This is a genomic window from Roseobacter denitrificans OCh 114, assembly GCF_000014045.1.
Taxonomy (GTDB): Bacteria; Pseudomonadota; Alphaproteobacteria; order Rhodobacterales; family Rhodobacteraceae; genus Roseobacter; species Roseobacter denitrificans.
Genome location: NC_008209.1, coordinates 3,256,428 through 3,271,249 on the forward strand (window position 1 = coordinate 3,256,428; position 14,822 = coordinate 3,271,249).

The following is a 14,822-nucleotide window of genomic DNA, read 5'->3' on the forward strand; positions in this document are numbered from 1 at the left end:
AGACAATTTTCCCCCAACGGGCGATGATCTGTGGAAAACAGCACATCCAGACGGGCTGGGATCGACTATCGCTGCTTGATTGTTTTTTCATCACGCTTTTCAACTTTATCGGCGGCGCGCGTGGCACCGGCAGTTGAAATCCCGCCCGATTAAGTGAGAGTTGCACGTTATGCAGTATCGCGCCGATATTGATGGTCTTCGCGCCATCGCCGTTTTGCCCATCGTTCTGTTCCACCTGGGCGTTACCTCGCTCTCCGGGGGGTTCGTCGGTGTTGATGTGTTCTTTGTGATCAGCGGGTATCTGATCACGTCGCTGGTGCTGAATGATATCGACGCAGGCAGGTTTTCGTTCAAAGCGTTTTACATGAAACGCATTCGCAGGCTGGGGCCCGCGCTGCTTGTGACGTTGCTCGCGACGCTGCTGGTCGGCATTTTAATTCTGCCGCCCACTCTCTTGGAGGCATTGGCAGAATCCTCCCTTGCAGCGCTGCTGTCGGTATCAAACATTCTATTCTGGTCAGAAGCTGGCTATTTTGACGCCGATGCCATTTATAAGCCCCTTTTGCACACCTGGTCCCTTGGAGTTGAAGAGCAGTTCTATGTGGGTTGGCCTGTCCTGCTCCTGCTCGTTGCACACTTTGGGCGTAAAGCGCTGGGGGCGCTCTTGCTGGTGTTGTCTGTCGCCAGCCTGATCGCCTCGGAAATGATGCTCGACACCGCGCCGGAAACCGTGTTTTTTCTCGCCCCGTTTCGCATATTCGAATTTGCCTTCGGTGCAGGCCTCGCTCTCTTCCCGGTGCGCAACGCAGGCGCATCTTCGATGCGATCCGCAGCATCCGTCACAGGTCTCATCGCAATCCTTGCATCTGCATTTCTTTATACGAAAGAGACGCGCTTTCCCGGAATTGCAGCCCTTGTGCCTTGCATCGGCGCAGCACTTGTCATCTGGGCCGGTCCGGCGGGCTGGATGAACAAGCGGTTGACGCTCGCACCTTTGGTTTACATCGGCCGGATCAGTTATTCGCTGTATCTGGTCCACTGGCCCGTGGTTGTTTATTACGCGTATCTGTACCAGATGCCTGAAAACCCTGCTGAGGTTGTCGGCTTGATTGCCTTCGTCCTAGTGCTGGCCAGCTTGATGTATTTCGCGGTCGAGCAGCCCTTTCGGAAAACACGCCAAGTCGCCATGCCGGCAACTTACCGGGTTGGAAACCGCGCAGTGGCCTTTAGTCTCATGGCGGCGAGCGTCACTCTCGTGAGCGCGGCAGTCTTTGTCGACCGGAAGGACGGGCTACAGGACAGGTTGCCTGCAGAAATGATCGCTTTTGACGAAACGCTTCGTGTCGAAAAAAAAGCGCGCAGGAAAGCCATTCGACAGGCGACCTGTCATTTTACAGACATGAGCCGTCAGGAATACGAGGTTGCGCTGGACGCCTGCGCACCCGAAGCGCTTGACAATCTGATCGTGGTTTACGGAGACAGCCACGCAGCGGGCATATGGTCGGCCCTGTCCCGCAGCTTGCCCGACCGGAATGTCATGCAGATTACGGCTGCCGGATGTTCCTATGGCGGCCTCAGGAAGACCTCAAGGAAGTGCGCGGATTTTGCAGAGATCGCATCGAAATGGATCATGGATCATGCGGAAAACATTGAAGTGGTGGTATATTCCCAGCGTGCCAAAAGCTTGCTTCACGGTGCACCAGAAGAAAACCTGACGACCTTAAAGGTGGCGCCCGACGCAATTGAAAACGTACGAAGCAGCCTGGAAGCCATCCAGAATACAGGCACGTCTGTGATTTATTGGGGTCCGCGACCCGAATTTCATCCCGCCCTCGGGATTGCACTTGGCATGGTTCAATCGATTGAGCATCTAAAAGCCCGATACGCCTCGCTTGATATGAGTGCATTTTTGGCGCTTGATACCGCGCTCAAGGCTGAGTTCAGCAACTCGCCCGTGACCTATATCTCAAGTTACGATGTGATTTGCGCGGCCACATGTACTTTCCTGAGCGCGGATGGCGGGCCGCTGATCGTAGATTACGGCCATTGGACAACGAAAGGCGCTGACGAGGTCCTGCGTGCAATGCGCCAAGAGCACAGCATTCTTGGCGAATTGCTGAACCGTCAAAAGATGTGAGCGCAAAAAGAATGGCCGCGCCGGGTTTGCCAGCGCGGCCACTCGTTGATCGCTTCGAAAAGCCTTAGTTCTTGGCGTAAAATTCGACCACGAGGTTCGGTTCCATCATCACCGGGTAAGGCACATCGCCCAACGCCGGGGTGCGCACGAAGGTCGCTTGCATCTTGGAATGATCCGCTTCGATGTAGTCAGGTACGTCACGCTCGGCCAGTTGTGTCGCTTCGATCAGCGCGACCATCTGTTTGGAGCGGTCCCGCACCTCGATCACGTCGCCTTCTTTGACGCGGTAGGAAGGGATATTCACGATCTTGCCGTTCACACGCACATGCTTGTGATTCACGAATTGGCGGGCCGCAAAGACAGTTGCGACGAATTTTGCACGGTAGACAACGGCGTCCAGACGACGCTCGAGCAGGCCGATCAGGTTTTCACCCGTGTCGCCTTTTACACGCTCTGCTTCGGCATAGATGCGGCGGAACTGCTTTTCAGTCAGGTCGCCGTAGTACCCTTTGAGTTTTTGCTTGGCGCGCAGCTGGATGCCGAAATCGGAAATCTTGCCCTTGCGGCGCTGACCATGCTGGCCGGGGCCATATTCGCGGCGGTTCACCGGGGATTTCGGACGGCCCCAGATGTTTTCGCCCATGCGGCGGTCAATTTTATGTTTGGCAGACGTGCGTTTGGTCACGGCTGATCTCCTTCTTGAGGGCCCTTTCGGGCGATGAAGGGCGTTGTCCTCTGGCTTGCGCCCGACAGGTCACCCCTTGCGGGGGCCACCAACACCAATGAAGCCGCGCTTATACGTGCCTTTGCGCGCGTGTCAACGCCCCATCTTGGCGACATCCTCATACCGGTGACAGGTAACAAGGTGGTCGTTCACCATTCCCACCGCCTCCATGAAGGCATAGACGATCGTGGGGCCGCAGAACTTGAACCCCTTCGCCTTGAGGTCCTTGGAAATCTGCACCGACAATGGCGTTTGCGTCGGCACCTCTGCTTGTGTCTGCCACGCGTTCTGCAGCGGCTTGCCATCAACGTATTTCCACAAAAAGGTATCAAAGCCTTCGCGCGATTGTATTTCCTGCCAGGCGCGCGCGTTTGAAATCGTCGCTTCGATCTTGCCCCGGTGTCGAATGATGCCGGTATCCGTCAGAAGACGCGCGACCTCCACCTCTCCCCATTGCGCGATCACATCAGGATCAAAACCGGCAAACGCCGCCCTGAAGTTTTCGCGCTTCTTGAGAATGGTGATCCAGCTCAGCCCCGCCTGAAACCCATCGAGAATCAGTTTCTCCCACAGGGCGCGACTGTCGTACTCAGGAACCCCCCAATCGGTATCATGGTAATCCAGATATATCTGTTCGGGTCCGGCCCAGTCGCAGCGCAGTGCCATATTATCTTTTCTTTTCAGTGTTTTCAGCTTCTTTAAACCACATATAAAATTGGAACAAAATAAGAATGTTCACCGAGTTTTAACATCTGTGGTGACATTATGGCACAAACCAAGAACGTTAGGAACATCATGCCTGCTTCAATCCAACGCGTCGTGGCCGACGTCGCTCCGCAGAGTGACAACCCTTTGAACTTCGCTCTTACAGCACGGGACCAGAAGACCATCGATATGGTGGCGACAGCGGTCAAAAACAAGCAGGTGTTGCTGGCCTATCAGCCGATCATGCAGGCACGGGATCAAAACAAAGTTGCCTTTTACGAGGGCTTGATCCGCGTTCTTGACGAAACAGGCCGCATTATTCCCGCAGGCGCGTTCATGGATGCGATCGAAAACATCGAACTTGGGCGGCAGTTGGACACGCTGGCCCTGGATGAGGGTCTGCGCGCCTTGCACGAAAACCCGGAGTTACGCTTGTCAATCAACATGTCAGCACGCTCCATTGGGTATGCGCCGTGGAATCGCATGCTCGACGAATGGCTCACGCGGAATGAACTGATCGGAGAGCGGTTGATTCTTGAGATCACAGAAAGCAGCGCCCTGGTCGCGCCTGAACTGGTCGTGGACTTCATGGACCGCCTTCAACTGAGGGGTATCTGCTTTGCCATGGATGACTTTGGCGCAGGTTACACCGCTCTGCGGTACTTCAAGGAGTTCTGTTTTGACGTGATCAAGATTGACGGGCAGTTCATCAAGGGCATCGCGGACGATCCCGACAATCAGGCGATGACCGCCGCTCTGGTGTCTATCGCCAAACACTTCGACATGCTGACGGTTGCGGAATTCGTGGAATGCGAAGCGGATGCGCAAAAACTCGTTAGCCTCGGGGTCGACTGCCTGCAAGGGTATCATTTTGCGGCCGCCACGACCCGCCCCGCTTGGCTGCGCGACACACACCTCAGTCAGGCCGTTTAACGATTCAACTTCTTTCATGTTTGCGGTGCTGTGTCACAGCTTTGAGATGTTGCCCGGTTCTTAATGTTACGTTAACAGTTGCCCACATCGCAGAAAGGGCTAGGTCGTTGCGGTTTTGCACGTCTGGTCTTTTCGAGAACTGGCAAAGGACCAAAAAACCATGACGAACGTCGTAATCGCCTCCGCCGCAAGAACTGCCGTCGGCAGCTTTGGTGGGTCATTCGCAAACACTCCGGCCCATGATCTTGGGGCAGCAATGCTCAAGGAAATCGTGGCACGCGCGGGCGTTGACCCTTCGGAAGTGTCCGAAACGATCCTCGGCCAGGTGCTGACAGCCGCGCAGGGGCAGAACCCGGCGCGCCAAGCGCATATCAATGCGGGCCTGCCACAGGAAAGCTCTGCCTGGACCATCAACCAGGTGTGCGGATCCGGGTTGCGCACCGTTGCCCTCGCCGCTCAGCACATCCAATTGGGCGATGCTTCGATTGTGGCTGCGGGTGGTCAGGAAAACATGACACTTTCCCCCCATGCAGCCCCGCTGCGCGCAGGTCACAAGATGGGCGACATGAAATACATCGACACCATGATTCGCGACGGGCTGTGGGATGCGTTTAACGGCTACCACATGGGTCAAACCGCCGAAAACGTCGCTGAAAAATGGCAGATCAGCCGTGAGCAACAGGATGAATTCGCGGTTGCCTCCCAAAACAAGGCGGAGGCCGCTCAAAAGGCCGGTAAGTTTGATGACGAGGTTTTCGCCTATACCATCAGCACGCGCAAAGGCGATATCGTCGTCGATAAAGATGAGTACATCCGCCATGGCGCCACCATCGAAGCCATGCAAAAGCTGCGCCCTGCCTTCACAAAGGACGGGTCGGTGACTGCGGCGAATGCCTCGGGTCTGAACGACGGCGCTGCCGGGGCGCTGCTGATGTCGGTGGATGAGGCCGAAAAACGCGGCATCGAACCGCTGGCGCGCATTGCAAGCTATGCGACCGTGGGCCTTGATCCTTCGATCATGGGTGCAGGACCGATCTTTGCCAGCCGCAAAGCGCTGGAGAAGGCTGGCTGGAAGCCAGAAGACCTCGACCTGGTCGAAGCCAACGAAGCCTTTGCCGCGCAGGCCTGTGCGGTCAACAAGGACATGGGTTGGGACCCTGCTGTGGTAAACGTCAACGGCGGTGCCATTGCGATCGGCCACCCTATCGGTGCATCCGGCGCGCGCATTCTCAACACGCTGCTGTTCGAAATGAAACGCCGCGACGCCAAGAAAGGTCTCGCGACACTGTGCATCGGCGGCGGCATGGGCGTTGCCATGTGCCTCGAGCGCGACTAACCCAGACCGAAGCGGCGCCCTGGGGCGCCGCATGATACACCACCGTGCTGGGCTTCAGGCTCAGCACGCCCAACCTGAACAAAGATTCCAGATCACTTGAGGAGACTGAATATGTCCCGTGTTGCACTTGTCACCGGAGGAAGCCGAGGAATCGGTTCCGCAATTTCAAACGCATTGAAAGATGCAGGATACGCCGTCGCAGCAACCTATGCCGGCAATGACGAAGCCGCCGCGAAATTTACCGCCGAAACCGGCATCAAAACCTATAAATGGAACGTCGGCAGCTACGAAGAGAGCAAAAATGGCATCGCGCAGGTCGAGGCCGACCTCGGCCCGATTGACGTGGTTGTGGCCAATGCGGGCATCACGCGGGATGCGCCCTTCCACAAGATGACGCCCGAGCAGTGGCAGGAAGTCATCGACACGAACCTCACCGGGGTTTTCAATACCGTACATCCGGTATGGCCCGGCATGCGCGAGCGCAAGTTTGGCCGTGTGATCGTGATCAGTTCGATCAACGGTCAAAAGGGTCAGTTTGCGCAGGTTAACTATGCAGCCACCAAAGCGGGTGATCTGGGCATCGTCAAGTCACTGGCACAGGAAGGCGCACGCGCAGGCATCACCGCCAATGCGATCTGCCCCGGCTATATCGCCACGGAAATGGTCATGGCGATCCCTGAAAAAGTACGCGACAGCATCATCGCGGGCATTCCGGCCGGCCGGTTGGGCGAACCCGAAGAGATCGCACGTTGTGTGGCCTTCCTTGCATCAGATGATGCGGGCTTCATCAACGGGTCGACTATTTCCGCGAATGGCGCTCAGTTCTTCGTCTGAACAATAACATCTTGGAAGTTCAAAGGGCCGGTTCATGCGAACCGGCCCTTTTTGATCCCGTAAGAACGCTGCAGCCGTTCAGCGGGAAACCTTGGAGGGGAACAACCAGCGCCATGCCTCAACGAGGACCTGGCTGCGTTCCTGATGGGCGCGTTCCATCGCTGCGCGGGTCTTTTCGTCTGTTGGTGTCTCGATCATAGCCTTGCTCCGTATTGCTTTTCAGCTTCAGTGTTTCTGAACTGATACAAAGATGACACTTTGGCAGCAAAGCCACAAACGAGACTTTCGCTGGGTTCAGTTAAGTATTACTTATGCGAAATGAACGATCGACTCCCGCCCCTCACTGCACTGCGTGCCTTTGATGCCGCCGCCCGACATATGTCATTTGCCAAAGCGGCGGATGAGCTATCCGTGACACCTGCCGCACTGAGCTTTCAGATCAAATCCCTTGAGGCACATCTGGGTGCGCCCTTGTTTCGCCGTCTTAACCGGGCCGTCGCCTTAACCGAAGCCGGGCAAGTGCTCGCCCCCGGTGCGACGGACGGGTTTGCAACGCTCTTGGCAGCATGGCGTGCCGCACAGCGTTTGCAGGACGAACAGACCCTGACGGTCACGGCGGGCCCTGCGTTTACGGCCAAATGGCTTGCGCCGCGCCTTTATGAATTTGCCCAAGCCCATCCGGAGATCGAACTTCGCTTCTCTGCGTCGCTGAAGATCGTCGACTTTGCGCGGGACGCCGTTGATGTTGCCGTCCGTTTCGGTCCGCGGGTCGATCCGGCGCTGTGGGCCCTGCCGCTGGCCAAGGAATGGGTCGCACCGGTGATGACACCGGCCCTGGCGCAGAAATACCCGACCCCTGAAAGCCTGACCAAAGCGCCGCTGATCTTTGACGATTCGATCAGTTTCCTGCAGCCTGTCCCGGATTGGGCGGCATGGTTCCGCACGATGGGCGTCGAATTCAGGCCCGACCACGGTCCGCGATTCAGTCAGGCGGATCATGCGATAGACGCGGCACTTGCGGGTGTTGGTGTGGTGCTTGGGCGCCGCGCCTTGGTGGTAAAGGACATTGACGAAGGTCGCCTTGTGCTGCCCTTTCCGCGCGCCATGCACACGGGGGCGCGGTTTCACTTTCTCTGCACACGCGGCACCGAAGACAGGCCGCAAGTGCGCGCGTTCCGCGAATGGATGATCGCGGAAATTGCAAAAACGGCTTACATTACGGAGGGTTTGGAGATTGTGCCAATCGCCTGAGGGCGGATCAGGGCAACACGGTCGCCAAACCGCGTGCCCGTCGCATTGTTTCTGTCTAGTTTGACAGTCGGGTGATTTCTTCTTTGAGGCGAAGTTTTTGTTTCTTGAGGTCGGCGACAGCAAGATCATCACTACCTGGTGCACGCTGGGCTGCTTCGACAGCCTCGCTCAGGCTCTCGTGTTTCTTTTTCAGCTGTTCAACATGTGCGGTTACGCTCATTCAGTCCTCCTGTTTGTTCGAGTACGCTCCGACTTGAGCACATCGCTCGCGTCAAGTCACGCCGCATCCGCATTATGCCACTGGAAAGTGTTAAGGACAGGTTAACTTTGCCTAGAATGTCAGTGCAGCGCCGTCGCGCAACACAGCCTTGACCACAGGCACGTAACTGTCGCCGTCCTTTTCATGCCGCTGACCCTCGTGCAGCACCAGTGGCGCGTGCAACTTAAACGCACCGCGCCCATTCTTGCGCCCCCGCACGATCACAAGTTCCGGCATCCGGCCTGCGCGCGGCGAGAGGGGCAACACTTCGATGGAGCCAAGGCGTTTGCCCATTTCGGTCAGGATCTCGGGCAGCCGTTCGACACGGTGAATGAAATGCGCATGTCCCTTTGGCGCCAGTCTCTTGGCGGCGGTCTTGATCCAGTCCGCAAGAGGCGTTTCTTCTCCCAGAGCGGCTTCGCGGGTCAGATCCCGTGCGGCGCGGCTGTCACTGCGTTTGTAATAGGGCGGATTGGCCAGAACATGATCGAACTGCCGTTCCCGGATATGCAGTGGCAGATCGGCAATATCCGCTGTGACAACTTCAAAGGCGGCACCGCCATTGCGCCGTGCCAAGTCGGCATAGACCGGCTGACGCTCGACCCCGGTCAGGACAAGCCCCGGCACCCGCGCCCCAAGACAAAGCGCCGCAGCCCCCACACCACAGCCGAGGTCCAGCACCCGATCTCCGGCCCTTGCATCGACTGTTGCCGCCAGCAACACCGGATCCACGCCCGCACGATATCCGGATTTGGGCTGCAAAAGATGCAGTTTTCCGCCTAAAAACGCATCTTTGCTGAGGTTTTCGCTCATAATCCCAGAGGGATGTCGTTATCCGTCAGAACCCGCGTCGCAGCGAAATGATCATCCGTGCGCACCATGAGCCGGCGCGGGAAAATCCCGATGCCACCTTCGAGAATGCTCATGTTTACGTCCATTTCAAAGCAGTCTATATCCTCTCCCTGTAAGAGGGCAGTGGCGAAGGCGATGATGGTCGGGTCTGTGCTGCGCAAAAGCTCTTTCATGTCAGGGATGTAAGGGCAAGCCGGCCGAAATGTCGAGACTTGCGGACGGGATTTTAATGTCAAAAACCGAAAACGCGCAGAAGCCACACGACCGTATGGCGGCCTATCTGGAAAGCGATATGGCGGCGGTGAGTACGCTCATTCGTGAGCGCATGGCGTCAAAACATGCCCCACGGATTCCCGAAGTGACGGCGCATCTGGTTGAAGCCGGGGGAAAACGCCTGCGGCCCATGCTGACGCTGGCTGCGGCGCATCTGTGCGGCTATGACGGCCCGTTTCACATCAACCTTGCGGCAACGGTGGAGTTTATCCACACCGCCACCCTTTTGCACGATGACGTGGTGGATGAAAGTGGCCAGCGGCGCGGGCGGCCCACGGCGAACCTGCTGTGGGACAATAAATCCTCTGTGCTGGTGGGGGACTATCTGTTTTCACGCAGTTTTCAATTAATGGTCGAAACCGGATCGCTGCGCGTGCTGGACATCCTCGCCAATGCCTCTGCGACGATTGCGGAGGGCGAGGTTTTGCAACTTACCGCCAGCCAGAATCTCGCCACCACAGAGGAGGTCTATCTACAGGTCGTGCGCGGCAAGACTGCGGCGTTGTTTTCGGCCGCGACCGAAGTGGGCGGGGTCATTGCTGGCGCGCCGGATGATCACGTTGCGGCCCTTTTCGAGTATGGCGATGCGCTGGGAATTGCTTTTCAGATCGTCGATGATCTGCTCGATTTTCAAGGCGATGCCGGTGCAATCGGCAAAAACATCGGGGATGATTTCCGCGAACGCAAACTGACCATGCCACTGATCAAAGCGGTCGCCAAAGCGGATGCCGAAGAACGCGCCTTTTGGGTGCGCACGATTGAAAAGGGCAAGCAGGAAGAGGGCGATTTGCAACACGCCATCGCCCTGTTGCACAAGCATGCAGCGCTCACGGACACAAGCGTTGTCGCGCGCACGCAAGCCGCGCGGGCCAAAGCAGCGCTCGCCCCCCTTCCCGCACATCCGGTCAAGGACATGCTGGTCGATCTGGCGGATTATGTGGTTGAACGCATCAACTGAGACGGGGTACTGCGCGTTCGGCCTGTGATCCAAGCTGCGTGGGCCTGATCCACCACTGCGGATAATCGCGGGACAAATCGCGCGCAGCCTGCTGCGCTGCCTGCGCGGTATGAAACAGCCCAAAGCAGGTCGCACCTGAGCCGGACATGCGCGCCAACTGACACGCCCTGTGCCCCTCAAGCGCGGCCTGAACGGTTGCGATGGCAGGTTCCAGCGTCGTTGCGGCCTCTTGCATGTCGTTGCGTTGCGCACGCAGCCATTCCACAAGGTCTTTCACGTCACAAGATTCCGGCGGGATATCGGGCATTGGCGGATTGTTCCGCTGCTTCATCGCTTTGAAAACGGCGGGCGTTGAGACGGCGACGCGGGGGTTGATGAGCACAGCGTGCAGGGCCGGAAACTGCGCCACCGGCGTGATCTCTTCACCGATTCCTGTGATCCGGGCTGTCACGCAGTGCAGACACATCGGAATATCAGCCCCAAGCGACAGAAGTCGCCGCTGTGTATCAATGTTGTTTGGGTCATGATGCGGGGTTGCGGCGCACAGCCCGCGAAAGGCGGCAGCGGCGTCAGCAGACCCGCCCCCAATACCAGAGGCCACGGGCAGGTTCTTCGTCAGGGTAAAGGCAGCTTTTGGCGCGCCATCAAGCAGCGCCGCGGCTTTCAGGACAAGGTTTTCCGCCCCATCCGGAACCGCCTCCGCCTCGGGTCCCACAGTTTTCATCTGCCAGACGTCAGCCGGTTCAAGACGCAGCACATCCCCCACATCCGCAAAGGCGACCAGACTATCAAGCAGGTGGTAGCCATCGGGTCGCTGCCCCGTGACATGAAGGGTGAGATTGATTTTTGCCGGGGCAAAGACCTCGACGACCTGCGGCACCGGCATGGACATCAGCCCCTAGTCGGCGACAACTTCGATCGGGGCGCCGCCCTCTTCTTCCAGCACCACGTCCAGCCCGACCTCAAGCTTGCGCCGGATCCGCTCCGGATCGACGTCCTCGACCGTTTGGGACTCGTCGATAAAGGACAAGGCGCGCGACCATTGGAACTCCGCCTCGCGGTAGCGCCCCACTGCCCAATACACGTCGCCCAGATGGTCATTCACGATCGGGTCCACGGCCATCAATTCCACCGCGCGTTCCATATGTGGCACGGCTTCTTCATAGCGGCCCAGACGGTACAAGGCCCAGCCCAGAGAATCGATGATATAGCCGCTGTTCGGGCTGGCCGCGACCGCGCGTTCGATCATCTCAAGGGCCTCGTCCAGCTTGATCCGTTTTTCGACCAGCGAGTAGCCAAGATAATTCAGCACCTGAGGTTGACCGGGGTTCAACTCCAGTGCGGCGCGGAAATCTTTCTCGGCCTGATCCCAAAGCCCTTGGCGTTCATAAGAAATCGCGCGGGCATAGAGCAAGAACCAGCTTGAGGTGCCGTTCACCTCCTCCGCCAGAGCGATGGCCTTGTTGTAGGCCCCGACGGCTTCGTCAAAACGATCCTTCTGGCGCAAGGCATCCCCCAGAGCGGACTGCACGCTGACCAGATCACCGTGGCTGCGCGCCAACTGTTCGAGCACTTCTATCGCCGCATCTTCCTTGCCTGAACGCCGCAACGCAGCCGCTCGGCCAAGTTCGGCTGCGTGATAGGCCGGGTGGCTTGCCGGAACCTCCTTCAGGACCTCGATCGACGCGTCGTATTGCTCAAGACTTTCAAAAAGCTCGGCCGTGAGAAGGATCGCATCGACGTGATCAGGTCGCAAAATCCGGGCCGTCTGAGCATAAAGGATGGTGAATTCCGGACCGGTCTCACTGCGCAAGGCAGCAGCTACGGTAAAGAACACCTCGGCAAAGCCGTCCTGCACGGAATTGACGTGGCTGAAGGGCATTGGTTCATCCTCTTCCAGCGCTGCCAGTACCGCGTCGATCTCGGGGTCGGTCGCTCCTGAAAACGTGGTTTCCAGCAATGCGCGTGCTTCATCCTCACGCTCCAGCTGCGACAGGATTTCGACGCGGGCGAGGATGCCGCGACGGGTTTGCAAGACCGTGCCGTTTGCTTCTGACGAGAAAATCGCATCAGCCGCTTCGAAATCCCCGACCGATGCCATGGCCATGGCCTTGTGGAACATCGCGAATGCCCGCAACCCCTGTTGCGCTGCAATCGTGTCAAACCGGTCGAGCGCCGCGCTCACATCCCCCGTTCCGATCAGCGCCCATGCCTCAACCAGCCCATCGACCAAGGGGCCGATCAACTGCCTGTCGTCCTGCCCATTGAGCAAAGCATCATAATCGCCGTTGATCACCTGATCTGCGGTCAACACCAGCTGTGCGACCTGACCACTCTGACCTGCGCGCTGCATTGTCTTGGCAATCGGCAGCGCCTGTTCCAACCGCCCCATGGCAAGCTGCGCCACAAGCGCGCTTTCCATCAGGAAAAGGTTCGCGGGATCGCGCGCCAGTGCGCGCGTGTAATAGGACGCGGCCTGTTCGAAATCGTTCTGGATCGCCGCCGAACGCGCCGCGAGATAGGGACCAGCGATGGATTGCGCGGCCAGCGGTGCGGCAAGGATCAAAGACAAGCCAACGGCGGCCAGAGGTGTCAATAATTTGCGCATCACAATCGAGGTTCCTTATGGGCTATCACCTATGGGTGCAGGCTATCAGGTTCGCCTGCGAGCGCAATGGCGCGCCCGCCTGTCACACGATATCTTGTTCGCGCCATGCGGGCGATGCAGTGAACCTGTGATCTTTGCTACGCGCTTACATGTTCGGATAATTTGGACCATCCCCGCCCTGCGGCGTCGTCCATACGATGTTCTGCGCCGGGTCCTTGATGTCACATGTCTTGCAATGCACGCAGTTCTGGAAATTGATCACAAAGCGCGTGTCCTTGCCCTCTTCCTCCACGAACTCATAGACGCCCGCCGGGCAATAGCGCGCCGAAGGACCCGCATATCTGGGCAGGTTGACGGAGACGGGCACCGACGCATCCTTCAGCGTCAGATGCGCAGGCTGGCTTTCCTCGTGATTCGTGAAGGAAAACGCCACATTGGTCAGACGATCAAAAGACAGTTTCCCATCCGGTTTGGGATAGTCGATGGGTTTGTGCTTGGCGGCTTCCTCGGTCGCCTCGGCGTCTGATTTACCATGCGACATGGTGCCGAAAAGCGAGAACCCAAGCGTGTTCGCCCACATGTCGGCCCCGCCCAGCACAAGGCTCGCCATCAGGCCGCTCTTGGACCACAGGGGTTTGACGTTTCTGACTTTCTTGAGGTCTGCACCGATTTCGCCACTGCGCACTTCTTCTTCATAGGCGCTCAACTCATCACTGGCACGCCCTGCGGCAATCGCCTCAAGTGCAGCATCCGCCGCCGCAATCCCCGAAAGCATTGCGTTGTGGTTGCCCTTGATCCGCGGCACGTTGACCATCCCCACCGAACAGCCCAGCAGCGCGACACCGGGTGCCACCATCTTCGGCATGGACTGATAGCCCCCCTCGCTGATGGCGCGCGCACCGTAAGCCACGCGTTTGCCGCCCTCCAGCAGGTCCGCCACCATCGGGTGATGTTTGAAGCGCTGGAATTCCATATAGGGAAAGAGATGCGGGTTCTTGTAGTTCAGATGCACGACGAAACCGACATAAACTTGATTTTTATCAAGGTGGTATATGAAGGACCCGCCGCCCGCATTGCTGCCCAGAGGCCAGCCCATCGTGTGGGTAACAGTGCCCTCTTTGTGCTTGGCCGGGTCGATTTCCCAGATTTCCTTCATGCCAAGGCCGTATTTCTGCGGCTCATGCCCGGCGCTGAGGTCAAATTTATCGATCACCTGCTTTGACAGCGATCCGCGCACACCTTCGGAGAGGAAGACGTATTTGCCGTGCAGTTCCATGCCAGGCTCATATGCATCGCTCTTGCTGCCATCGGGGTTCTTGCCAAACTCACCGGCGACAACGCCCTTCACCTCGCCCTTGTCACCGTAAACCAGCTCGGAACACGCCATGCCGGGGAAGATTTCGACGCCCAGTTCTTCGGCCTGCTCCGCCATCCACCGGCAGACATTGCCCATCGACACGATGTAATTGCCATGGTTGTCCATCAGCGGCGGCATGGGGGCGTTTGGAATGCGCAACTGGCCCGCTTCGCCGAGGTAATAGAAGTTATCCTCGCGGACCGGCACGTTGAGCGGTGCGCCCTTTTCCTTCCAATCAGGGATCAGCGCGTTCAACCCGATCGGGTCCAGCACGGCACCGGACAGGATATGCGCCCCAACTTCTGACCCTTTTTCGAGAACCACGACCTCACAGTCCGGGTTGTGTTGCTTCAAGCGGATGGCAGCGGACAACCCGGCAGGTCCCGCACCCACGATTACGACGTCATATTCCATTGTTTCGCGTGGCGTATCGGTCATGGACGATTCCCCTGTCAATTTCCCATTCGGCGTTATGCCAAGTAAAATAAAGCTCGCGATTGGCTAAACCACGTCTTGGTGCAATGCAATCGCTACACGGCGTCAAAATGTATCTTTGGCGCGGATCAACAACCTGCGCGCCACCCAAGCGTGCGAA

At 58.0% G+C, this 14,822-nt stretch carries 14 protein-coding genes; 6 read left to right on the forward strand and 8 right to left on the reverse strand.

Annotated features, from left to right (window positions below; all coding sequences use genetic code 11):
• Positions 1-169 precede the first annotated feature (169 nt).
• Positions 170-2,137 (forward strand): acyltransferase family protein, encoded by a 1,968-nt coding sequence (locus RD1_RS15560; protein WP_011569497.1) that lies wholly within the window; start codon positions 170-172, stop codon positions 2,135-2,137.
• Between the two features lie 64 nt (positions 2,138-2,201).
• Here the strand turns inward: RD1_RS15560 and rpsD are convergent, their stop codons facing one another.
• Entirely contained in the window at positions 2,202-2,822 is a 621-nt protein-coding gene (gene rpsD, locus RD1_RS15565) for a 30S ribosomal protein S4 (RefSeq protein WP_011569498.1), read from the reverse strand.
• A 132-nt stretch (positions 2,823-2,954) separates the two neighbouring features.
• Positions 2,955-3,527 carry a DNA-3-methyladenine glycosylase I gene (locus tag RD1_RS15570; protein WP_011569499.1) on the reverse strand — a complete coding sequence of 191 codons (573 nt, stop codon included), beginning with the start codon at positions 3,525-3,527 and terminating at the stop codon, positions 2,955-2,957.
• A gap of 129 nt (positions 3,528-3,656) precedes the next feature.
• On the opposite strand from RD1_RS15570, the gene RD1_RS15575 reads away from it, so the two are divergent.
• The 4 genes from RD1_RS15575 to RD1_RS15590 all read left to right on the forward strand — a co-directional run bounded on the left by RD1_RS15575 (position 3,657) and on the right by RD1_RS15590 (position 7,920).
• Entirely contained in the window at positions 3,657-4,499 is an 843-nt protein-coding gene (locus tag RD1_RS15575; RefSeq protein ID WP_044033196.1) for an EAL domain-containing protein, read from the forward strand.
• Between the two features lie 160 nt (positions 4,500-4,659).
• Positions 4,660-5,835, forward strand: a complete 1,176-nt coding sequence (locus RD1_RS15580; protein WP_044033197.1) for an acetyl-CoA C-acetyltransferase — start codon at positions 4,660-4,662, stop codon at positions 5,833-5,835.
• A gap of 111 nt (positions 5,836-5,946) precedes the next feature.
• Complete coding sequence (gene phbB / locus RD1_RS15585) at positions 5,947-6,669, forward strand: acetoacetyl-CoA reductase (RefSeq protein ID WP_011569502.1); 723 nt, start codon at positions 5,947-5,949, stop codon at positions 6,667-6,669.
• A gap of 318 nt (positions 6,670-6,987) precedes the next feature.
• Positions 6,988-7,920, forward strand: a complete 933-nt coding sequence (locus RD1_RS15590; RefSeq protein WP_011569504.1) for a transcriptional regulator GcvA — start codon at positions 6,988-6,990, stop codon at positions 7,918-7,920.
• 55 nt (positions 7,921-7,975) lie between these two features.
• On the opposite strand, the gene RD1_RS20725 is transcribed toward RD1_RS15590, so the two are convergent.
• From RD1_RS20725 to RD1_RS15600, 3 genes are all read right to left on the reverse strand, one after another.
• Positions 7,976-8,140 (reverse strand): YdcH family protein, encoded by a 165-nt coding sequence (locus RD1_RS20725; RefSeq protein WP_011569505.1) that lies wholly within the window; start codon positions 8,138-8,140, stop codon positions 7,976-7,978.
• Positions 8,141-8,251: 111 nt separating this feature from the next.
• Positions 8,252-8,992 carry a tRNA1(Val) (adenine(37)-N6)-methyltransferase gene (locus tag RD1_RS15595; protein ID WP_011569506.1) on the reverse strand — a complete coding sequence of 247 codons (741 nt, stop codon included), beginning with the start codon at positions 8,990-8,992 and terminating at the stop codon, positions 8,252-8,254.
• Entirely contained in the window at positions 8,989-9,204 is a 216-nt protein-coding gene (locus tag RD1_RS15600) for a DUF2007 domain-containing protein (protein WP_011569507.1), read from the reverse strand. The genes RD1_RS15595 and RD1_RS15600 overlap by 4 nt, the downstream gene beginning before the upstream one ends.
• Before the next feature lie 56 nt (positions 9,205-9,260).
• Here RD1_RS15600 and RD1_RS15605 point away from each other — a divergent pair, with 56 nt between their 5' ends.
• Positions 9,261-10,262, forward strand: coding sequence for a polyprenyl synthetase family protein (locus tag RD1_RS15605; protein WP_011569508.1), 1,002 nt, complete (start codon positions 9,261-9,263; stop codon positions 10,260-10,262).
• On the opposite strand, the gene RD1_RS15610 is transcribed toward RD1_RS15605, so the two are convergent.
• From RD1_RS15610 to RD1_RS15620, 3 genes are all read right to left on the reverse strand, one after another.
• Positions 10,255-11,154 (reverse strand): 4-(cytidine 5'-diphospho)-2-C-methyl-D-erythritol kinase, encoded by a 900-nt coding sequence (locus tag RD1_RS15610; RefSeq protein WP_011569509.1) that lies wholly within the window; start codon positions 11,152-11,154, stop codon positions 10,255-10,257. The two genes, RD1_RS15605 and RD1_RS15610, sit on opposite strands and share 8 nt — an antisense overlap.
• A gap of 6 nt (positions 11,155-11,160) precedes the next feature.
• Positions 11,161-12,870, reverse strand: coding sequence for a tetratricopeptide repeat protein (locus RD1_RS15615; protein WP_011569510.1), 1,710 nt, complete (start codon positions 12,868-12,870; stop codon positions 11,161-11,163).
• Positions 12,871-13,015: 145 nt separating this feature from the next.
• Positions 13,016-14,665 (reverse strand): electron transfer flavoprotein-ubiquinone oxidoreductase, encoded by a 1,650-nt coding sequence (locus RD1_RS15620; protein ID WP_011569511.1) that lies wholly within the window; start codon positions 14,663-14,665, stop codon positions 13,016-13,018.
• Between the last annotated feature and the right edge of the window lie 157 nt (positions 14,666-14,822).

Bases quoted from the DNA above. Each gene is read 5' to 3' on its own strand.
- RD1_RS15560 (WP_011569497.1), top strand. From the start codon at position 170: ATGCAGTATCGCGCCGATATTGATGGTCTTCGCGCCATCGCCGTTTTG.
- RD1_RS15570 (WP_011569499.1), bottom strand. From the start codon at position 3,527: ATGGCACTGCGCTGCGACTGGGCCGGACCCGAACAGATATATCTGGAT.
- RD1_RS15575 (WP_044033196.1), top strand. From the start codon at position 3,657: ATGCCTGCTTCAATCCAACGCGTCGTGGCCGACGTCGCTCCGCAGAGT.
- RD1_RS15580 (WP_044033197.1), top strand. From the start codon at position 4,660: ATGACGAACGTCGTAATCGCCTCCGCCGCAAGAACTGCCGTCGGCAGC.
- phbB (WP_011569502.1), top strand. From the start codon at position 5,947: ATGTCCCGTGTTGCACTTGTCACCGGAGGAAGCCGAGGAATCGGTTCC.
- RD1_RS15590 (WP_011569504.1), top strand. From the start codon at position 6,988: ATGAACGATCGACTCCCGCCCCTCACTGCACTGCGTGCCTTTGATGCC.
- RD1_RS20725 (WP_011569505.1), bottom strand. From the start codon at position 8,140: ATGAGCGTAACCGCACATGTTGAACAGCTGAAAAAGAAACACGAGAGC.
- RD1_RS15595 (WP_011569506.1), bottom strand. From the start codon at position 8,992: ATGAGCGAAAACCTCAGCAAAGATGCGTTTTTAGGCGGAAAACTGCAT.
- RD1_RS15600 (WP_011569507.1), bottom strand. From the start codon at position 9,204: ATGAAAGAGCTTTTGCGCAGCACAGACCCGACCATCATCGCCTTCGCC.
- RD1_RS15605 (WP_011569508.1), top strand. From the start codon at position 9,261: ATGTCAAAAACCGAAAACGCGCAGAAGCCACACGACCGTATGGCGGCC.
- RD1_RS15610 (WP_011569509.1), bottom strand. From the start codon at position 11,154: ATGTCCATGCCGGTGCCGCAGGTCGTCGAGGTCTTTGCCCCGGCAAAA.
- RD1_RS15615 (WP_011569510.1), bottom strand. From the start codon at position 12,870: ATGCGCAAATTATTGACACCTCTGGCCGCCGTTGGCTTGTCTTTGATC.
- RD1_RS15620 (WP_011569511.1), bottom strand. From the start codon at position 14,665: ATGACCGATACGCCACGCGAAACAATGGAATATGACGTCGTAATCGTG.